Here is a 21,115-nt window from a genome sequence, read left to right as displayed (position 1 = left end):
GAATACTCACTCCTTTCCGAAAGTTTAAGTATGGTTTTGATTCTCTTTGTCGTATGCGCGAATGATTTCGGCTACAACTGGATGTCGAACAACATCACCTGCATCAAAATGAACGAAGGCAATTTTATTTATTGACTGAAGTGTTTTCTCCGCGTGCACCAAGCCGCTAACAACGCCTTTCGGTAAATCAACTTGACTCGTGTCTCCATTAACGATCATTTTCGAATTAAAGCCTAATCTAGTTAAAAACATTTTCATTTGGGCAACTGTTGTATTTTGTGCTTCATCTAATATAACAAAAGCATCATCTAAAGTACGGCCTCGCATATATGCAAGCGGAGCAATCTCAATCACGCCGCGTTCCATTAAACGATTAGTATGTTCCATGCCAAAAACTTGATATAAAGCATCATAGACTGGACGAAGATATGGATCAACTTTTTCTTTCAAATCACCTGGCAAAAATCCAAGACTTTCGCCGGCTTCAACTGCAGGACGTGTCAAAATGATTTTTTGAACTTCACCTTTTTTTAAGGTAGCAATTGCCATCACAACAGCTAAAAATGTTTTACCCGTACCAGCTGGACCAACGCCAAAAATAATATCGTGTTTTTTTACTGCATCGACGTATCTTTTTTGCCCGATATTTTTAATGCGGATTGCTCTTCCGTGATGATCTTTTAGTATTTCCTCTTCATACATCGCGATAAAGGCATCTAAATCATTCGTTTTTGCCATTTTTAAAGCTGAAACAACGTCTGGTGTGCTGACTTTAATACCACGCTGAATTAGTACTTGTAATGTACGAATAATCGATGCCACTAACTGAACTTCAGACTCTGCTCCAATTAATTGAATCGTCTCACCGCGTGTATTGATTGTTACAGCAGTATTTTCTTCTAAAAATTTTATATGTTTATCATGGGTTCCTAAAAGCATACTCACATCGTCGGAATCATTCAATTTTAATTCCAAAGATATAGACTGATTTTCTGTCAAAAATTGCCCATCTCCTTTATTTTTTCATTCTGTCTAATCATACCATATTATGATTTTTTTAAAAAGAAGTCGTCACTTTTCTATGTATTTTTGGACAAAAAAACCAACGGGAATCCGCTGGTTTCTTCATTTTTGTTAATTCTCTTGTAGTAATTCTTTTACAATTGCATTGACTTGATTACCGTCTGCTTTACCTTTAACTTCCGGCATAACAGCACCCATAACTTTTCCAAATTCTTTTGGAGAAGAGGCTCCAGTCTGATCAATTGCCTTTTGAACAATCTGACGAATTTCTTCCTCTGAAAGTTGTTTAGGCATATATTTTTCAACAATTGTGATTTCGATTTTAACTTTGTCAGCAAGATCATCACGTCCCGCTTTTTCAAACTCTGACAAAGAGTCTCTGCGTTGCTTCATCTCACGAGATAACACTGTCAACTCTTCTTCTCCGTTCAAATCACGGCCAACTTTAATCTGCTCATTTTGAATGGCTGATTTCAGCATACGAAGAACAGATAACGTTTCTTTATCTTTTGACTTCATTGCTGTTTTGATATCGTCATTCAATGTTGTTAGTAATGACATATAACCAGCTCCAACTCATCGAAAACTAGAATTTTTTACGTTTTCTAGCTGCTTCAGATTTTTTCTTACGCTTTACACTTGGTTTTTCGTAGAATTCACGTTTACGAGATTCCTGTAAAGTACCCGCTTTTGAAACGGAACGTTTGAAGCGACGAAGAGCATCGTCAAGAGATTCGTTTTTACGAACGACAGTTTTTGACATGTTAATTCCCTCCCTCCGAGCTTAAAAAGTAACCGTTTTTTATATTTATGATCTAATCCACATACATAAAATACCGTTCTTTTTATATTATATCGAATGGTTATTTTAACGTCAACCTTTGTCTTCAAAAAATGTATGAAAAAGTACCAAAAAGAGTAAATTTTTACACATTCACCCGATAATTAGTGTTTTTAATCAAAAAAACAGATCAACAACATTCTTCGCAACGTCCAAATATCTCAAATCGATGACCTTCAATTTCACAACCGCTAAGTTGTTCTTTAAAGAAATCCATAGGACACATGTGAATCTCTTTCGTCTTTCCGCAAACGGTACAAATAAAATGATGATGATGACCTACGTGTTGGCAACAGAGAAAGCGAAATTTTTTTTCGCCGTTTAGATCTGTTGTTTCCAATAACCCCAGTGATTCAAAATCATGAAGATTACGGTAAATTGTATCATAACTTACACCTTTGTACTCCTGATTCATAAATTCATAGACTTCTTTAGCTGCTATATAACGATTTCGCTTAATAAGATAAGTAATCATCGCTTCTCTTTTTTTCGTATATTTTAATCCATGTTCTTTCATAGAAGCTAAGGCTTGTTCTACTTTTGATGTTGATTGTGTCATTTTGTTACCCCCAATCCTAAATCAGAATGATTACGAATAAGATTTATGAAGGTATGGTATAATAAATTTATAAAAAAAGCAAGAGAGGAATACGAATATGACAAATGATGAACAAAAAAAATGTGTAACAATCTTTGTAATTTCAGATTCAGCTGGAGAAACTGCATCAAAATTAGCGGCTGCATCAATGGCTCAATACCCTACTGTTGAATTTTCCTTGTTTAGACGAACATTTGCTAAAGAAGAAGATAAACTAAAAAAAGCATTGGAAGATGCGAAGCGGGAAAATGCGATGGTTTTACATACAATCGTTAACGAACGCTTAGTTAAAATTGCTAATGATTTTTTTGATGAGCATGACTTATATCATTTTGATATCTTGACTCCTCCCGTAGCAGAAATTGAGCGATTAACTGGAGTAGCCCCAACAAGAGAACCGGGTGCTCTCCACCATTTAAACGAAAATTATTTCAAGCGGATTGAAGCGATGGAATTTGCAGTAAAATATGATGATGGTAAAGATCCTCGAGGATTCCTTGAAGCGGATGTTCTTTTATTAGGTGTTTCTAGAACATCTAAGACACCATTAAGCTTATTTTTAGCAAATAAAAATTTAAAAGTCGCTAATTTACCATTAATACCAGAAGCTCATCTACCAAAACAACTTTGGGAAACGAATCCCAAAAAAATTGTAGGTCTAACTAATGATCCTGATATATTGAACGGTATTAGAAAAGAACGAATGAAAACTTACGGACTGCCAGCAGACACTTCATATTCGGATATCGAAAAAATTAGAAAAGAATTGAAATTCGCTAATGATTTGTATGAAAAACTAGGTTGTGTTGTTATTAATGTCGCTTCGCTCTCAATTGAAGAAACAGCATCTATGATTTTAAATGCCTTAAATTTGGAAGATCATAGTTATTACGCAACAGAATCTCCTGAAGCATAAATTAAAAAGAACAGCGGAGATGATTTTTTATCATCTCTGCTGTTCTTTTTTAGAATACCTGAATTCCTTCTTGATCGATTGACAGCACATTAATTGTTGCTGACTGAGAAAGTTTCTCTAATTCAAGGACCATTTGATCCGTTTTTTCTTCTGGAGTTAACACTAAGACAGTCGGACCAGCACCACTTAGAAATGCACCATAAGCACCAACTGCATGACCTATCGATCGAATTTGCGCCAAATGCGGTACTAATTCATTACGATATGCTTCATGCCATCGATCCTCTTCCATCATTTCGCCAGCTAAAGGCAGGTTTCCATTCAAAATCGCAGCTATCATTACATTGGCGATTGCACTGGCTTGTACTGCTTCTTTATATGGCATAGATTTAGGAAGAACACTGCGGCTCTCAGATGTTAATAGTTGGACATCAGGAACATACGCAATCACATCACACATCGGAAAATGGTGTTTCACATAATGAACTTCATCACCTATATAACTGGCTACCACAAAATCTCCGCAAATCGCTGGAGCAACATTATCTGGATGCCCTTCAATTTCAGTCGCAATCTCAAGTTTATTTTTTTGTGTTAAATTCAAATTTCCAAGACGATTAGCCAGTTCAATCCCAGCAACTATCACACTCGAACTACTTCCCAAACCCCGAGCTAAAGGAATATCCGAAGTCATCTTCAAGTTTTTAGGCGAAAGGCCAGGAGCAACTTGTAAGGCTGTTTGAATTAGTAAATTTGTTTCATCAACAGGAATATCTTCCCCTAAAGTATGTTCTATTTTCCATTCTTTAGCATTACCTAGTACTTCAATACTGAGGTACTGTGATAGGGCAATACCGCAAGAGTCAAAACCCGGACCCAAATTAGCGCTGGTAGCGGGAATTCTTATTTTCATAATTCAGACACTCCATTACGTAAATGCATACGCATTTCTTCTAAATCACTCATTTTTGAAATTTTTACATCAGTTGCATTAATTGCTGTATCAGGATCTTTCAACCCATTGCCAGTAAAGACAGTCACAACTGTTTCCCCTGGTTTAATCTTCCCACTCTTCACATGTTGAATGACACCTGCAAGTGACGCAGCAGAGCCTGGTTCAACAAATACACCGTCTTGAGCAGCAACTTTTCGATAAGCATTCAGTATTTCTTCATCTGTTACAGAATCAATATACCCTTTTGATTCATCACGGGCTGCTTCAGCTAATTTCCAGCTAGCTGGATTTCCAATTCTGATTGCTGTTGCAATAGTTTCCGGCTGCTCGATAACCTCGCCTTTGACAATCGCAGCTGCTCCTTCTGCTTCAAAACCATGCATTCTTGGTAATAACGTTCCTTTTTTGTCATGCCATTCTTTGAAGCCTTTCCAATAAGCAGAAATGTTACCTGCGTTTCCAACCGGAATCGCTAAAACATCTGGTGCTTGCCCTAATTGTTCACAAACTTCAAATGCAGCTGTCTTTTGACCTTCTAATCGATAAGGATTCACCGAATTAACTAACGCAACAGCTTCTGTCTTAGCAATATCACGTACTGCTTTTAAGGCTTCGTCAAAATTACCAGGTATAGAAATAATATCCGCCCCATAAATGATTGCTTGCGCCAGCTTGCCCATTGCAATTTTACCATCAGGAATAACAACGTACGCTTTTACACCTGCTCGTGTTGCATATGCTGCTGCTGCTGCACTAGTATTTCCAGTTGAAGCACAGACAATTGCTTTTGCTCCTTCTTCAACTGCTTTAGCAACTGCCATTACCATACCACGATCTTTGAAGGATCCAGTTGGGTTCAAGCCTTCGTATTTTCCATATAAAGTGATGCCTAGTTCTTTTGATAAACTATGCAGCGGAATTAATGGTGTATTTCCTTCAGCCAATGAAATCATTGGTGTTTTATCTGTAATCGGCAAATATTCTTTATATTGTTTTAGTAATCCTTCATACATCATCTTAGTCCCCCAGTACTTTAAAAGTATTTAGTAGTTCAAATTCTTCGGTTGCTTCTATTTCTTTAATGACCTGTTTCATTTGCTCTTTTGTAATTGTATGTGTGATCGCGACAATTCTAGCTCTTGTTCCATCTGACTTCTGTTGAACTAATTGCTCAAAGCTAACATTGGCTTCTGTCATGATTTGAGTTAACTTTAAGATCTGACCATGTCTGTCGGGTACGCCAATCGAAAAGTAATACTTTCCAGAAATACTGTCATCTTTAGCTAATTTTGTATCATGCTGATAAGCATTAAACATATGTCCGGTTGTTCCTAAGCGAATATTTTTCGCAATTGTAATAAGATCACTAACCACACTAGTAGCCGTAGGTTTAGCCCCAGCACCAGGTCCGTAATACATTGATTCACCGACACCTGAACTTTCAATAAACACGGCATTAAATTCATTTCGAACAGAAGCTATCGGATGAGCCTTCGCTACAAGCATTGGGCCTACTTCTACAGCGATACTACCGTTTTTATTTTCAGAAGAACCAATAAGTTTTACTTCATAGCCTAGTTGCGCTGCCATTTCAACATCATCCAATGATAACCCGCGAATACCACGGGTTTCCACTTGATCCAATTTTATATTCATTCCGAAAGCAAATTGGCTTAATATCACCATTTTATACGCTGCATCAATTCCATCTACATCATTTGTCGGATCAGATTCAGCAAACCCTAGTTCTTGTGCTTCTTTTAATGCTTGATCGTAAGATTTTTTTGCTGAAACCATTTGCGTCAACATATAATTAGTCGTACCATTGACAATACCTAAAACTTTTTGGATATTATCAGCAGCTAAACTATTCGCAATTGTTCGTAAAATTGGGATACCACCGGCTACACTTGCTTCATAATATAAATCACAATGATTCTTTTGGGCTAACGCAACTAACTCACTGCCATGTTGTGCCAAAAGATCTTTATTTGCCGTAACAATATGTTTGCCATTTTCAAGAGCTTTGGTAATGAAGGTTTTTGCAGGTTCTACTTTTCCTATTAATTCTACAATAATCTTAATTTCATCATCGTTAATAATATCATCAATATTAGTCGTTAGTTGAATATCAAACTGTTCTGCCTGACGTCTTTTTTCTGCTTCATCGCGAACTAACGCTTTTGAAATGGTAATTTCCATTCCTGTTACTTGAGAAATTTTTTCTTGATGTTCTTGTAAAATTGTTGGTACACCAGATCCAACCGTACCTAGTCCAAGTAAACCAATCTTTAATTTTTCCTTCATTCTTCTTCCTCCAGCTATAAAAAATTAGAAACGTTTCATCTTATTCTAATAAAACATGTTTATAGTATAACGAACTGTAGAAAAAAAAACTACCCTTTTCTGTGATTTTCCAGAGAGAACCAGAGAAAAGGTGAGTTATTGGTGTTTAATATGTTCAAAAGTTTGGTTAAGAATATCAATTACGTGATGATCGTCTAACGTATAATAGATAGTTTTGCCTTCTCTTCTAGACTTTACAACATGACTATCCCTCAGCAGTTTTAATTGATGTGAAACAGCGGATTGTTCCATTGAAAGTTTTTCACCTATCGCCGTAACATTTAGTTCTCCTGATTTTAATAAAAGTAAAATTCTTAAACGCGTGGGATCGCTCAACACTTTGTAGAGCTGGCTGACTTTTTGAATTTCTTCGTTTTCTTTCATCGCTGAGCTTCCTTTCTTCAATCTTCTTTGCTTATTATAACAAAATTTCTAAAAAAAAAGCTAGATTTATCATCAAGTTAAATCTAAGAAAGAGATAATGATCATCACCTAAGATTGCCATTATCTCTTCACTAAAATAGTTTAGCTATTCGCTTGTTTTACAGCATCTATCACTGCATATCTAAAACCATTTTTCTCTAAAGCTTCAACGCCTCTAATCGTACTTCCTCCTGGAGACGTTACTCCATCTTTTAATTCGCCCGGATGTTTTTTACTGTCTATCGCTAGTTTAGCAGTTCCAAGTAACATTTGAGCAACTACTTCATAAGCCAACGTTCTAGACATCCCTTCACGAACAGCTCCATCAGCTAATGCCTCCATGAAGATATCGACAAACGCCGGACTACAGCCAGCTACTGTGCCAAACGTACCTAAAATGTTTTCATTTACCTCTTCAACTTTACCTAATGACGTTAACACAGCTAATGCTTTATTTTTTGTTTCCTCAGGCATTTGAGCAAAAGCAACACCAATCATACCTTCATTTACACTGACGGGAGTATTAGGAATCGCATGTACAACATGTATTTTAGCTCCCAAAACTGCCTGTGCATCTTCAACCGTATGGCCTGTTGCTACAGAAATTAAGATCGTTTCCTCTGCCAAAAATGGTGCAGCTTCTTGTAATACTTCTAGAACAATTTTAGCTCCAGTTGCTATAAAAACAACTTCACATTCTTTTAAACGATTATAATCATAAATTAATTGAAAGCCTAACTTAGCTTGCAAAGCTTCAGCTGTACCACTTGAACCACCTTTTACATAAAGATTTTTAGGTGAAACTATTTTTGCTTTTAAAAGGCCTTCGATCATCGCACTTCCCATATGACCAGCTCCGATAAATCCAATATTCATAGAACTTAATCCCCCTCATAAAATTTTAAAAATAAGGTGAGCAATACAAAACGGTCGATGTTTTGTCTGACCCACCTTATTTTCGAATAAGCAAATACCTTTTTTCTACGTGCTTATTTTGTTAACGTATTTACTACTTGTTCAAAGTTTTTAATTTTTTGGTCAGCTTCTGCTTGAGAGTCTGCCTTTGTTGCGAGATAAAATTTAATTTTCGGTTCAGTTCCGGAAGGACGAATGGCGATCCAACTACCATCTTCTAAGAAATATTTTAAAACATCTGAAGGCGGTGTTGTTAAAGTTTCAACATTCCCAGAAGCAGAAGTTCTTGTTAATTCTTTAAAGTCTTCAGTTTGAATTACTTTTGTCCCAGCAAATTCTGTCAACGCTTCTTCACGGAATTTTTTCATCAGAGCTTTAATTTTCTCACTGCCTTCAATACCGCTCAATGTCACAGAAATTGTTTTTTCTTCATAATAACCATATTCTTTAAAGATATCTTGCAAACCATCGTAAAGTGTTTTGCCTTGTTTTTTGTAGTAAGCAGCTACTTCAGCTAACAATACTAATGCTTGAATCGCATCTTTATCACGTACAAAAGATTTCACTAAATAACCATAGCTTTCTTCAAAACCAAACATAAATGTTTGAGAAAGATCTTCTTCGTATTGTTGAATTTTTTCTGCGATAAATTTGAATCCAGTTAATACATCAACCATTTTTGTTTGATATTTAGCCGCAACAGCTGTAGCTAATTCACTAGATACGATTGATTTTAAAACAACCGCATTTTCTGGCAAAGTACCTGCTTGTTTATGTGCTTCTAAAATATATTGGATCATAATTGAACCTAACTGATTTCCTGTCAATACTTGATAAGTACCATCTGGTAAACGAACAGCCGCACCTAAACGATCCGCATCAGGGTCTGTTGCAATTAATAAATCTGCATCTTCTTTTTCACCTAAACGAATGGCTAATTCAAAAGCAGAATGTTCTTCAGGATTTGGTGATTTAACAGTTGTGAAATCAGGGTCAGCAATCGCTTGTTCAGGAACCAGCATAAATTTTTCAAATCCAGCTTGCTTCAGCGCTTTTTCTCCGAGCATTTTCCCAGTACCATGAAGTGGTGTATAAACAAGTTTTAACTCTTTTCCCATTTCATCAATCAATTCTTGATTAATGGTAACTGATTTTATTTCTTGTAGATAAGCCTCGTCAACTTCTTGACCAATAATTGAAATTAACTCGCTATGTTGAGCTTTTTCTTCAGATAAAACTTCTACTTTTAGAGGATTCTCTACGGCTCTTACGTAAGCTGTCAAAGCATCAGCATCGGCTGGCGGCATTTGTCCACCATCTTCACCATATACTTTATAACCATTATAGGCAGCCGGATTATGAGAAGCTGTAATCATAATACCTGTTAGAGCATTCAAATGTCTTACTGCAAAGGATAACTCTGGAGTTGGACGTAGGCTTTCAAATACATAGGCAGGAATATCGTGATTTGCTAACGTTTTAGCAGCTTCCATTGCAAATTCCGGTGACATATGACGTGAATCATAAGCAATAGCAACACCTCTACGTTTAGCTTCTGGACCTTGTGCATCCATAAAACGAGCTAAACCTTCAGTTGCTTGGCGTATTGTAAAAATATTCATACGGTTGATACCCGCACCTAGAATCCCACGCATTCCAGCAGTTCCGAATTCTAAAGGTGCATAAAAAGCATCTTCACATTTTTCTGGATCTTCTTTTAGATCTTTTAATTCAGTTTTTAAATTTTGTGGTATATTTTCTTCGTTTAGCCATTGTTCATAGACTTGTTCCCAAGACATGTTTTACACCTCTTCTATTCGATTGTTTTTGACTCCTTAATAAGTATATCATTCAAGCTCATCATAGGAAAGAGATGGCTTTTAAAAATATTCATTCTTAGTTTGCTTTCATTTTATCTAAATAAACCTTGTGTTTTTAATAATTGATCCGTTATCATTTTAGGTTCTGCGGAGAAATAGTCAGCAAATTTTTGACTCCAAAGTTTTGTCTCACGAGCTTCACCAAAAGCTTTCATAACCTTGTCGTATTGTTCAATTGCGGTATACGGATATGGCTTGTACGTGTCATAGTGAATCACCGCATTTTCTGACAAACGAGGTTTTACTTTCATTTCAACGATCGGTTTGCCAATACTTAGTCCGAATAAAGGCAGGGTCATTTCTGGTAAATTAAGTAATTCGCTTATCTCACGTCCATGTTTACGAATACTTCCAACCACAACAGAGCCAAGATCAAGACTTTCAGCAGCGATTACAGCATTTTCAAGCGCTAGTGCTGCATCCGTCGTTGCAACGAGTAATGATTCAACACTTTGGTCAATTAAATAGTCACTTTCATATGACTCACTAACCAACTTTGTTCGATAGAGATCTGCAACAAAAATTAAAAATACAGAACTCTTTAACATATGCGGATTGCCCGGATTCCATGCGACTAATTGTTGTCGTATGTTAGGATCTTGGACAACTAAAATGCTATAAAATTGACCGTTCATCCAACTAGGCGCTTGTCGAGCAGCATCCAAGATCTCTTGCAGCTGATTATCAGGAATACGGTAATTCTCATCAAAATCCCGGTTTGTTCGCCGATTTTTTAGTAATTCAATTGTTTCGTTCAAACAGCATCCCTCCATTTACTTTTATTTTATCATACCGTTAATGAATCGAGCGTAATTTTTTAGTTATTTGTTTAAGTCTCATTTCAACAAGTGGCAAATCCTGTTCATCAACTCTGGAAAAATTAATTCGAATGCTTTGACGATCCTCACTAAAAAAGAAACTTGGAGCAATCAGTAATCCTTCTTGTAAAAAAGTATAGAAGTCTTTTTGTCTAAGATTCCCAGCTTTCCAGTGCGCCCAAATGTAAAAACCGCCTTTCGGCATTTCAACCTGCCATTCTGGTAATTTATTAATCATGTCATAAACTGCTTTCCCTCTAGCTTCGACAGTCTTTTTTAATGAATTTATCTTCTCAGAAAAATCATCATCCGATAACGCAAGATTCGCCAATAATTGTGGGAAAATACTTAATGTGAAGTCCATCATTTTTCTAGCTTCTGCTAATTGTTGGTTGATTGAGCTAGGGGCGCTTAGCCAGCCAATCTTAGTAGTTGATCCAAGTATTTTTGACAGTGAGCCAATATATAGAACATTTTCTGGATCTATTTTTTTTAGAGGTGGAATTTGGTCAGATGGTACAAAATTTAGTCGAGCAAAAACATCATCTTCTAAAATCGGAACTTGATAATTCTGGCATAAACGGACTAGTTCATGTCTTCTTTTGACTGACATTGTTTTTCCGGTAGGATTCTGAAACGAAGGATTTACCATAATCATTTTAACTCGATGCTGGCGAATTGTTTTTTCTAGTGAGTCTAAATTGATTCCTTCATCGTCCATCTCTACACCATATAGTCGGATCCCAGCTGCTTGAAAAATCGGCAAAGCGTATAGGAACGATGGATCTTCGATCGCAACACTATCCCCAGATTTTAGAAGAACTTGTAAAATTAAAAATAGCGCTTGTTGAGCACCTGAAGTAATTAACAAACTTTCAGGTGATAATGTAAAACCGTATTCTCTTTCCATCTCCAGACTAATCGCTTCTCTTAAAGGTAAATAACCTAAATCTTCTTGTTGTTCTTCTTTTAAAAAATGTTTCCAAGTTAATGGTGGAAAAGCAAAGCTGGGAATTAAATCTAAAGGTAATTCTCCAGTGTACAAATCTAAGATATCTTCATTGGGCTTTTTTAATAACGCATTAATCTGATTTAAAAAAGGGTCTACTTGTGCAAAGACATTTTGATCTAGATAACGGCGCCAATCAGTTCTTGGAGTCGTGCTAATACCCCATTTACCCTCATTAACGATCGTTCCACTTCCTTGTTTTCTGACAATCCATCCTAAATCTACCAATTCATCCAGCGCGTGCACAACTGTTGAACGATTTACTTTGAAAGATTCTGCTAACTTTCTTTCTGCAGGTAACCGCTGTCCTGGCAGTATATCCCCATTTTTTATATAAGATAAAATTAACTCGACGATACTAACATAAACCGGAACACCTGGTTCTTTTTTTAAAGTCCACATTTTTTTACTCCTCTTTGAAAAGATCTGTAATTTTTGTTTTATTTATTGAAACGTTTTATAATGGAACAACTTTGAATTATAAGGGTTTGTCAATATTATTTTGTACCATTTTAAATCTAGTTATTTATTTTTTGGATATTATTTAATTGATACAACTTACTTTTCGTTTTTTGTGTATCAAACTATATGTCACAACTCTCTCTTTCGTTCGCCTTGTACTGCTCTACATCAAATCACTTCGTTCTTTGTGTATCGCAGCAATTGGATGAGTTGAAAATAACCCAATTGGCTGTTTTTGTCAACTGATCTTTCGTTTACAATAAATAATATAAAAATCTAAATTTGAATAGAGGTTATGTATATGATTAAAAAAGTACTTACTGTTGCTGGATCTGATTCAAGCGGAGGTGCTGGAATTCAAGCAGATTTAAAAACTTTTGAAGAATATGGAACATTTGGTTTTTCAGCTTTAACAAGTATCGTCACTATGGACCCTGATGAAGATTGGAGCCACCTTGTTACACCAATTGATCCGGATCTAGTTGATAAACAGCTTAAAACAATTTTTGCCGGTGGCGCGTTAGATGCGATGAAAACAGGCATGTTAGGTACAATTGAAGCAATTGAAATCACACGAAAATATATTGATTCTTTTGATATGCAAAATATTGTCATTGATCCAGTGATGGCATGTAAAGGAACTAGTGAATTATTACAACCCGAAAATGTCGCTGCGATGACCCGTTTACTTTTACCTAAAGCAACTATTACAACACCAAATTTAGTAGAAGCTGGTATTTTATCTGAAATGGGCGATTTAACTTCTATCGATCAAATGAAAGAAGCAGCTAAAAAAATTCGTCTATTAGGACCTAAAAATGTTGTTATCAAAGGTGGTCACCGTCTTCAAACGGAACAAGCGATTGATGTTTTTTATGATGGTAGTGATTTTACTGTTTTAGAAGCTGAGTTAGTTCCGACCGATTTCAATCATGGTGCTGGTTGTACATTTGCTGCTGCAGTAACTGCTGGGCTGGCTAAAGGCTACTCGGTAGTTGATGCAGTAAGTTTAGCTAAAAAATTTGTTCAGGCTGCTATTAAAAACGGACAACAAATTAATCCATTTCTCGGTCATGTTTGGCATGGAGCATATAACCAAGCGGAAAACCGAATGAATGAAAAATAAAGGAGTTGTTTTCTTATGAATAGCAAAAATTCAACAACATCAATTGTATTGGTTGCACTTTTTGCAGCTTTAACCATCTTAGGTACAATGTTGAAAATTCCTTTACCAACTGGCGCTTTTGTTCATTTGGGCAATGCAGTATTATTACTAGCCGTCCTATTAATTGGCTATAAACGTGGTGCATTAGCTGGCGGTATCGGGTTTGCCATTTTTGATATTATGAATGGTTTTGCAGCAGAAGCACCCTATTTTGTTATTGAAAGTTTTATCGTTGGCGGAGCTGCAGCCTTAATGATTCTGTTCTTTCACAATAAAATTGATGCTATCTGGAAAATCATTTCTATTGCTATTGTAACTGGTATTGCTAAAATTATTATGACCCAAATCAAAAATACCACGATGGGATTAATTGCCGGCGCTGATTTTAATGTCGCCTTTGCTAGTGCATTATCTAAATTACCTGCAACTTTGATTAATGTTATTACTACAATAATCATTGTAACTCTTGTGTACTTCCCGCTAAAAAAAGCAATGGATACAATTTTTACCAGACAAGCATTTTAATTGTTGACCTAAAAACTCGCCTACCAAATAGTCTGGTAAGCGAGTTTTTGATATGCTATTTTTTATCACCAAAAATACTTTCAAGAATCCAAAATAGAATTGCTCCTACCGGGAAAACCACCCAATTTGTGGCCCAATTTCCAAGAACAAATCCTTGTATCAAAAAGATTCCTACGACAATTGGCCAATAAATTTTTTCAAGGTTCTGTAGCCAAAATGGAATCTTTTTTTCTCGCTCTGCTTTAGCTCTTGGACCTAGCTCACTTTCATCAGAAATAAAATAGGTTTGATCGATCATTTTCGTAAAGCTTCCCATAATCACACCACCAAAAATGAAGAAAAAGACACCAAACGCAGCAATGATTAATAAACAGGCAACTCCAAATAATTCATACTCCTCTGTTTGAAAAACTGTCGTAAAGAAAATCAATGGAATAATTGATAAGATACATAAAACAACACCTGCTACTATACAAAATACAAATGAACGCTGAAAACTTTCTTTTCTTTTTTTCATTTCATTTTTTATTTGAACTGGGATAAAGCGGTCGTCTAATTTTTTATTTGAACTAGAAATTTTTGTTCCAGCAATAATAAAGAGAGGAACACCGATCGCCGCACCTAAGAATAAAAAGAGTAATCCAGCTCCGACACCTGCAGCATTTGTGCCCATTACGCCAGCGATCGCTGCAAAAATAGCTACACCAACCATAATCAACGTAACTCCTAAGCCAATTAAAGTTGCTCCCCGGCGGCGAATACTTAAATATTCAAGCGATTCATCCAAGGTAATTTCATCGATTTCATAGCCCTTTTCATCCATAAAATCTTGTTTAATATTCATTTCATCCAACAATTCGTCTATAGAACCAAATTCTGCAATAACTCCACCAATTGCTTCATTTTCGGTTTTTCCTTGATTTTTCAAATCTTCATACCGATCTTCTGCACTGGCTAGTAAATCTTCTTTTAACTTCCTTGTTTGACTTGTTTCTGCAATTCCTAAAAATAAGCTTTCAATATAATCTCTAATTGTTTTCATTTTTATCCCCCTCAATAAATCGCTCGACAACATTTTTAGTTAGTTGCCATTCTGCGATTTTTTCTTCTAAATAGTCTTTTCCAGCTTTGGTAATGGTATAGTATGTTCGTTTTTTTCCATGTGTGACTTGTCCCGGAAACGATTGAATGAAACTATTTTTTTCTAAACGGTTAAATGCCGAATATAATGTGGTTTCTTTTATAGAATAATTATTCGCCGAAATTTCTGTAATTCGCTTAGAAATTGCATAACCATATGAGTCTCCTTCCATCAAAACGGACAAGATAAACGTGTCATTGTATCCCCTGATAGCATCGCTGCTAATCATTTAACCACCTCCGATTACTACACCTAACGTACTACGTCTGTCGTTGTAATTATCATAACATGATTACTACGACAGGTAAAGTAAAAAATTGAAAATAAAAAAGCAACTAGCCCTTTTTCCGGTTACTAGCTGCTTTTGTCTAAATGTTATTCTTATTAAATTGTATCACCATTGAAAATTGAGTTTTTGACAATTACATAATCTACTTTTCGAATCGCTTCAAGATCACGCCCGCCAGCATACGAAATAGAAGATTGTAAATCTTGCTGCATTTCATTCAGTGTATCAGCTAAACTGCCTTTATGCTGAATCCAAATTTTCTTACCTTCAACATTTTTCTTTTCACCTTTTTGAAATTCAGAAGCACTGCCAAAATATTCTTTGTAAACAATACCATCTTCAACTTTAGTTTCACCAGGAGATTCTTCATGCCCTGCAAATAATGATCCGATCATTACCATTGTCGCACCAAAACGAACCGATTTCGCAACATCTCCCGGTGTACGAATGCCACCATCAGCGATAATTGGTTTTCTCGCAGCTTTAGCACACCAACGTAGTGCTGCTAATTGCCAGCCGCCTGTTCCAAAACCTGTTTTGATTTTTGTAATACAGACTTTACCGGGACCGATTCCAACTTTGGTTGCATCCGCTCCGGCATTTTCCAATTCACGAACAGCTTCTGGAGTACCAACATTACCCGCGATAACAAACGTTTCAGGTAAATGTTTTTTTAAATGTTGGATCATATTTATTACTGCATTAGAATGACCATGAGCAATATCAATTGTCACATAGTCAGGAACTAATTTGCGTTTTGCCAATTCTTCAACAAATCCATATTCAGCTTCTTTTACTCCAACACTAATTGAAGTGATTAATCTTTTTTTATTCATTTTTTCAATAAAAGGGATACGAGCATTTTCATCAAAACGATGCATGATGTAAAAATAATTATTTTCGGCTAAAAACTCAGCGATATTCTCATCAATAATCGTCTGCATATTCGCTGGAACTACAGGCATTTTAAAGGTATGTTTACCTAATTTTACTTCTGTATTACATTCGGATCGGCTGTTCACAATACATTTATTGGGAATCAACTGGACATCTTCATAATCAAATACTTTCATACTTTACTGCCTCCTAGCAAGATCTATTAAAATACGCAAAAACACGAACATTAACCATAATATCGTTCGTATTTTCGAACACCCATGATAATTTACACTATTTCCCCTAGAAAGTCAAAGGTAAATGACGAAAAATAAGGAAATTAGATAAAAAATTAAGCAGTTCTTTGCGAATAACTTTTTAGCTACTCTGTATTTACGCTGTTTCTATCTCTTGAGCTTCGACCAGTTTCTCTTGAGTTCTTACTTTTTCATTTTTTTCAGATGGAAGTAGTCGATTTAAAATAATTGCCGCAATTGATGCAGTTGCCACTGATGAACCAAATAAGTATTGCAAAAATTGTGGTAATGATTGAATAAATTCTTCAGGAATTAACGTTAAAGCAATTGTCAGAATCATCGGAATCGCAATAACATACATCTCTTTTTCATTGATATCAATTTCTTTAATTACCTTGAGTCCACTAATCGAAATAATTCCGCAAACAATTACAAAAACACCACCAATCACTGGTGCTGGAATTGAAGAAATTAGAGTTGAAAGTTTTCCTGAAAAACCAAAAATAATAAACCAAACTCCGGCTGCCGCAAATACTTTTTTGCTGGCTACTCCTGTAATTGAAATAATTCCCGCATTTGTGGAATAACCAGTTACAGGTGTCGCTCCCAATACAGAAGAGATCAAACAACCGATGCCTTCACCCACAACACCACGATTAATATTTTCATCTGTCAAAGGTTCTTCACATACATGACTAACCGCAAACCAAGTTCCTGTCGTTTCTGCCATTAAAACAATATAAATAATTGTCATAGTTAATATAGAAGACAAATCAAAAGAAAAATGAAAATCAACAAACGGTACTTGAGGTAGGCTAAATAATCGAGCATTCGCTACTTGAGAAAAATCAAGAATGCCCATAAATTGTGCAGCCAAACACCCGAAAACCAAGGCTAAGATAACGGATGAAATTCGGAATATACGCCCTTTCCCTGAGAATCGGGAGCCAATCATTGCGAATACAACTAATGTAGTAGCAGCTATTATTGCCAATAAAATATTTTGACCTAAATCTCCAGAAGCTTTGAAAACATTATCATTCAACGCAACTGGCATTAAAGACAAACCTACGATAAATATTATCGTTCCGCCAACAATAGGCGGCACAAAAGCTTTAATTAAACGATTAAAGATCCCAGTCATTCCCAAAATAATCACTAAAACTGCACCAACTAAACTCGAGCCTAAAACAGTTCCCCAACCATTTCCGCCTTGGCTATTAGCAAAATAAATCCCCGCAATTGCTCCAATTGGAATAAATGAAGGACCTTGAGCAACAGGTAATTTCATACAAAAATACGATTGAACAATCGTTGCCAACCCCGCTGCAATAAAAGTTGATTGAATTAACGCAGAAGATTCTTTCGTTGTTAAAACAATAACAGATGCGATAATAAATGGTACAACATATACATCCATTGCCAAAACATGTTGAATCCCTAGTAGTGCTGATTGTCCCAAAGACAGATCATCATTTGGTCCTACAGTTAATTTTGATGGCTTTTCTTGGTTATCTGACATTTTCTTTGTACACTCCTAGTCCTAAAGTATTTTCATGAACTTTTTTGCCTTGAACCCAAACTTCTTTAATGTTTTCAGGTCTTGAAAGATAAAGTATTTTTTGAAAAAGATCTGCTAACGACTCTTCCTCAGAAAAAATAGGTAAGTTCTTTGTATCAATAATTTGGATATCCCAAGCAAAACCCACTTCCAATTTACCAATCGGCATACTTAACGAATTGCCGCCACCAGCTGTTGCTAAATAAAAAGCTTCGTTTAAAGTAATGCTGGAATTTTTCACACCACGTTTCTCACTACAACAATTATTGTCGACACCATCTTCCAACATTCTTGAAGAGATGACCGCTTGCCTAACATTGTCAAACAGACTAGGTGAAAAACCACCAGAAACATCACTACCTAATCCAACCTGAACTTGGTAATCGTTGAGTAATTTTGCTATGGGTGTCACAGCATTTCCAAAATAAGCATTTGAAATTGGGCAATGAGCTACTGCTGTTCCAGTTTCTGAAAACAATCGCATATCTTGATCTGATAAAAAGCCACAATGCGCCATTACAGCTTTTTCTGACAGCAAACCGAATTCATTCAGTGCAAATGCATCGTTCTTTCCAAATCGTTCTTTGACAAATTCATGTGCCCAATCACTCTCACTACAATGAGATTGAATATGCACATCATATTTTTTCGCCAGCGCTCCAAGTCCTCTAAGAGATTCATCCGTACAGCTTGGGATAAAACGTGGTGTCACCACTGGATAAACACCTTGTGGCGTATGCTTATTTAGTGCTTGAACTTCTTTTATAAAAAGCTCTGTTTCTGCAATAGCTGATTCAGCTGTGTCATCACGGTAAAATTCTGGATTCTGTTCTTTATCATCCATCACAACTTTACCAACTAATCCTCGTTGACCTTTTTCACTACAAATTTCAGCTAGACGATAGCTTGCTTTACGATGCACAGTAGCAAAATAAAGTGCCGTCGTAGTCCCATTGCGCAGTAATTGAGAAACAAGATCAGAATAAACTTTTTCAGCGAATTCTAGATCAGAAAATTTTGCTTCCAACGGAAACGTGTAAGTATTTAACCACTCATATAATGGTAGATCAAGAGCTGTGCCAGTCTGAGCCCATTGAGGTGCATGGACATGAAGATCAACAAATCCTGGTAAAATATACTGCCCTTTTTTCAGTTCAACTAATTTATCGGCAGCCGAATAGCTCTCACTCAGTTCTTCATAATCTTTTTCATTTGGCTGAATTATTTTAGCAATACTTCCAGTTTCTGAAATACAAAATAGTGTATTTTCGAGAATTCTGATATTTTTTGGATCTACACTTGTAAAACCTGTTCCTTTTACAATATTCTTAAACATGCCATGCGCCCCTCTCGTAACAATACAAAACACTTTATATACAATAATTCGTATTTAATCTATATTTTATTGAAAAAAGTTTTTAATAATCATAAAAACAATTAAAATACGAACATTAACTAATTTAGTTAGTGATAATTTCCAACTAAGGACTATAATGAAAATAATAAAAATCAATACTAATGGCTTTTGAATCTTCCTCATATTAGGTTATACTTAATTAAGATTCAAACTTACAAGGAGGCTAAATAAATATGTTGAAAATTGAACGGATTTTAACTGGACCAATTCAAGAAAATTGTTACTTAATTTACAATGATACTAATTTACTAATTATTGATCCAGGTGCTGAAGCGCAGAAAATCTCAACACAGATTGAAAAAACTGGAAAAGCACCAGTTGCTATTTTATTAACACATACCCATTACGATCATATCGGTGCCGTTGAAGAGCTTCGTTCTCTTTATAAAATCCCAGTATATGTTAGTCCGCTTGAGCAAGAATGGTTATCAGATCCTACTCTAAACTTATCTGGATTAGGTCGTCATGATGACATTGCAGATATTATTGTCCAGCCTGCAGAAGTAGAATTTGAAATGAAAAGTTATGATTTAGGCGGCATGAAATTCTCAGTTGTTCCCACTCCTGGTCATTCAATTGGCAGTGTAAGTTTTATTTTTGATGATTTTGTCATAACTGGTGATGCTCTGTTTAAAGGAAGCATTGGCAGAACAGATTTACACACAGGTGATATGAATCAATTACTCCACAGTATTCAAACGTATCTATTCACATTACCAGACGAATTTCCTGCTTATTCTGGTCATGGTGATGCGACAACAATTGAACATGAAAAAAAGACAAATCCTTTTTTTAACTAAATTTTATTGAATAATTTTTTTAGGAGGATGTTTTATGACTAAACCAACAACGCTGTATATCATTAGACATGGTAAAACAATGTTCAACACAATTGGACGAACGCAAGGCTGGTCGGATACACCTTTAACTAAGCAAGGTGAAGCTGGTATTCACTATTTAGGTATGGGGTTAAAAAATATCGATTTTGAAGAAGCCTATTCCAGTGATAGTGGCCGAGCGATGCAGACCGCCAGAATTATTTTACAAGAACACAAGCAAGGGGCCGTTATTCCTTATGCTACAGATAGCCGGATTCGAGAATGGTGTTTTGGTTCATTGGATGGCGGTTATGATGGCGAGCTTTGGGGAGTTGTTCCTAGAATATTAGCATTTAAAAATTATGAAGATATGATGACGAACCGAATTAGTTATAAAGATTTAGCTGATGCTATTATCGCAGCTGATACCGCTGATTGGGCTGAACCTTATGAAAAAATTCGTGAACGTGTCTGGACTGGTTTTGAAGACATCGCTCATAAAACAGAAAAAAATGGCGGCGGTAATGTCATGATTGTTTCGCACGGTCTGACAATTTCATTTCTGCTTTCTTTAATTGACAATACTTTGCCAATGCAAATTGGGTTAGAAAATGGCAGTGTGACTAAGCTTATCTATGAAAATGGTAGGTTTACTATTGATACTGTTAATGATACTCATTATATTGATGAAGGTAAAAAAATATCACTGCACAATTAAGCGTAAAAAAATGTGAGTGGGACAAAACTAAAGATCAGTTTTGTTTCACTCACTAGATCCGAATAAACGGGGAGAAAAAAGCAGCTCCTTCGGAAATAAGCCGAAATTCACAAAAATTTGAAGATCAATTTTCGTGAATCCCTTCTTATTTCTTGGAGCTAA

22 protein-coding genes are annotated in these 21,115 nt (G+C 35.9%); 5 read left to right on the top strand and 17 right to left on the bottom strand.

What is annotated here, in order from left to right; genetic code table 11:
• Positions 1 to 24 precede the first annotated feature (24 nt).
• The 4 genes from C240_RS01575 to C240_RS01560 all read right to left on the bottom strand — a co-directional run bounded on the left by C240_RS01575 (position 25) and on the right by C240_RS01560 (position 2,423).
• Positions 25 to 999, bottom strand: a complete 975-nt coding sequence (locus C240_RS01575; RefSeq protein WP_271490132.1) for a PhoH family protein — start codon at positions 997 to 999, stop codon at positions 25 to 27.
• Positions 1,000 to 1,134: 135 nt separating this feature from the next.
• Positions 1,135 to 1,584 carry a GatB/YqeY domain-containing protein gene (locus C240_RS01570; protein ID WP_271490129.1) on the bottom strand — a complete coding sequence of 150 codons (450 nt, stop codon included), beginning with the start codon at positions 1,582 to 1,584 and terminating at the stop codon, positions 1,135 to 1,137.
• A 25-nt stretch (positions 1,585 to 1,609) separates the two neighbouring features.
• The gene (rpsU, locus tag C240_RS01565) at positions 1,610 to 1,786 is read right to left on the bottom strand and encodes a 30S ribosomal protein S21 (RefSeq protein WP_002356740.1); all 177 of its coding nucleotides are present in this window, start codon (positions 1,784 to 1,786) and stop codon (positions 1,610 to 1,612) included.
• A 208-nt stretch (positions 1,787 to 1,994) separates the two neighbouring features.
• Positions 1,995 to 2,423: a Fur family transcriptional regulator gene (locus C240_RS01560; RefSeq protein WP_271489651.1), complete on the bottom strand. Its 429-nt coding sequence runs from the start codon at positions 2,421 to 2,423 to the stop codon at positions 1,995 to 1,997.
• 97 nt (positions 2,424 to 2,520) lie between these two features.
• On the opposite strand from C240_RS01560, the gene C240_RS01555 reads away from it, so the two are divergent.
• On the top strand, positions 2,521 to 3,378 hold the full coding sequence (locus C240_RS01555; RefSeq protein WP_271489650.1) for a pyruvate, water dikinase regulatory protein: 858 nt from the start codon (positions 2,521 to 2,523) through the stop codon (positions 3,376 to 3,378).
• A 49-nt stretch (positions 3,379 to 3,427) separates the two neighbouring features.
• Here C240_RS01555 and thrB read toward each other — a convergent pair whose 3' ends face one another.
• The 8 genes from thrB to C240_RS01515 form a co-directional block, all read right to left on the bottom strand.
• Entirely contained in the window at positions 3,428 to 4,291 is an 864-nt protein-coding gene (gene thrB / locus C240_RS01550) for a homoserine kinase (protein ID WP_271489649.1), read from the bottom strand.
• A complete protein-coding gene (gene thrC, locus C240_RS01545; RefSeq protein ID WP_271490724.1) occupies positions 4,288 to 5,346 on the bottom strand; it encodes a threonine synthase in 1,059 nt (352 codons plus the stop codon). Before thrC ends, thrB begins: the two co-directional genes overlap by 4 nt.
• A gap of 4 nt (positions 5,347 to 5,350) precedes the next feature.
• Positions 5,351 to 6,640: a homoserine dehydrogenase gene (locus C240_RS01540; RefSeq protein WP_271489648.1), complete on the bottom strand. Its 1,290-nt coding sequence runs from the start codon at positions 6,638 to 6,640 to the stop codon at positions 5,351 to 5,353.
• A 135-nt stretch (positions 6,641 to 6,775) separates the two neighbouring features.
• Positions 6,776 to 7,063, bottom strand: coding sequence for an ArsR/SmtB family transcription factor (locus C240_RS01535; RefSeq protein WP_442896566.1), 288 nt, complete (start codon positions 7,061 to 7,063; stop codon positions 6,776 to 6,778).
• 141 nt (positions 7,064 to 7,204) lie between these two features.
• Complete coding sequence (proC, locus tag C240_RS01530) at positions 7,205 to 7,978, bottom strand: pyrroline-5-carboxylate reductase (protein WP_271489646.1); 774 nt, start codon at positions 7,976 to 7,978, stop codon at positions 7,205 to 7,207.
• Between the two features lie 113 nt (positions 7,979 to 8,091).
• The gene (locus C240_RS01525; protein ID WP_271489645.1) at positions 8,092 to 9,816 is read right to left on the bottom strand and encodes a phospho-sugar mutase; all 1,725 of its coding nucleotides are present in this window, start codon (positions 9,814 to 9,816) and stop codon (positions 8,092 to 8,094) included.
• Between the two features lie 113 nt (positions 9,817 to 9,929).
• Positions 9,930 to 10,655: a nitroreductase family protein gene (locus C240_RS01520; protein WP_271489644.1), complete on the bottom strand. Its 726-nt coding sequence runs from the start codon at positions 10,653 to 10,655 to the stop codon at positions 9,930 to 9,932.
• Between the two features lie 37 nt (positions 10,656 to 10,692).
• Positions 10,693 to 12,126 (bottom strand): aminotransferase-like domain-containing protein, encoded by a 1,434-nt coding sequence (locus tag C240_RS01515; RefSeq protein ID WP_271489643.1) that lies wholly within the window; start codon positions 12,124 to 12,126, stop codon positions 10,693 to 10,695.
• A gap of 361 nt (positions 12,127 to 12,487) precedes the next feature.
• Between C240_RS01515 and thiD the strand changes: the two genes are divergently transcribed.
• Both thiD and C240_RS01505 read left to right on the top strand, forming a co-directional pair.
• Complete coding sequence (gene thiD, locus C240_RS01510) at positions 12,488 to 13,312, top strand: bifunctional hydroxymethylpyrimidine kinase/phosphomethylpyrimidine kinase (RefSeq protein WP_271489642.1); 825 nt, start codon at positions 12,488 to 12,490, stop codon at positions 13,310 to 13,312.
• A gap of 15 nt (positions 13,313 to 13,327) precedes the next feature.
• On the top strand, positions 13,328 to 13,876 hold the full coding sequence (locus C240_RS01505) for an ECF transporter S component (protein WP_271489641.1): 549 nt from the start codon (positions 13,328 to 13,330) through the stop codon (positions 13,874 to 13,876).
• Positions 13,877 to 13,931: 55 nt separating this feature from the next.
• Here the strand turns inward: C240_RS01505 and C240_RS01500 are convergent, their stop codons facing one another.
• The 5 genes from C240_RS01500 to guaD form a co-directional block, all read right to left on the bottom strand.
• Complete coding sequence (locus tag C240_RS01500; RefSeq protein WP_271489640.1) at positions 13,932 to 14,918, bottom strand: permease prefix domain 1-containing protein; 987 nt, start codon at positions 14,916 to 14,918, stop codon at positions 13,932 to 13,934.
• Positions 14,905 to 15,246, bottom strand: coding sequence for a PadR family transcriptional regulator (locus C240_RS01495; RefSeq protein ID WP_271489639.1), 342 nt, complete (start codon positions 15,244 to 15,246; stop codon positions 14,905 to 14,907). Before C240_RS01495 ends, C240_RS01500 begins: the two co-directional genes overlap by 14 nt.
• Positions 15,247 to 15,401: 155 nt before the next feature.
• On the bottom strand, positions 15,402 to 16,379 hold the full coding sequence (gene guaC, locus C240_RS01490; RefSeq protein ID WP_271489638.1) for a GMP reductase: 978 nt from the start codon (positions 16,377 to 16,379) through the stop codon (positions 15,402 to 15,404).
• 196 nt (positions 16,380 to 16,575) lie between these two features.
• Positions 16,576 to 17,961 (bottom strand): uracil-xanthine permease family protein, encoded by a 1,386-nt coding sequence (locus tag C240_RS01485; protein WP_271489637.1) that lies wholly within the window; start codon positions 17,959 to 17,961, stop codon positions 16,576 to 16,578.
• Positions 17,951 to 19,336, bottom strand: a complete 1,386-nt coding sequence (gene guaD / locus C240_RS01480; RefSeq protein ID WP_271489636.1) for a guanine deaminase — start codon at positions 19,334 to 19,336, stop codon at positions 17,951 to 17,953. The genes C240_RS01485 and guaD overlap by 11 nt, the downstream gene beginning before the upstream one ends.
• A gap of 254 nt (positions 19,337 to 19,590) precedes the next feature.
• Between guaD and C240_RS01475 the strand changes: the two genes are divergently transcribed.
• On the top strand, positions 19,591 to 20,217 hold the full coding sequence (locus C240_RS01475) for an MBL fold metallo-hydrolase (RefSeq protein WP_271489635.1): 627 nt from the start codon (positions 19,591 to 19,593) through the stop codon (positions 20,215 to 20,217).
• 34 nt (positions 20,218 to 20,251) lie between these two features.
• Positions 20,252 to 20,953, top strand: coding sequence for a histidine phosphatase family protein (locus C240_RS01470; protein ID WP_271489634.1), 702 nt, complete (start codon positions 20,252 to 20,254; stop codon positions 20,951 to 20,953).
• The last annotated feature ends 162 nt before the right edge of the window (positions 20,954 to 21,115 follow it).

It is taken from the genome of Enterococcus sp. 5H, from assembly GCF_028128615.1.
GTDB lineage: Bacteria > Bacillota > Bacilli > Lactobacillales > Enterococcaceae > Enterococcus_L.
The sequence above is the reverse complement of the archived record's forward strand: the minus strand, read 5'-3'. Positions and strand labels throughout refer to the sequence as shown.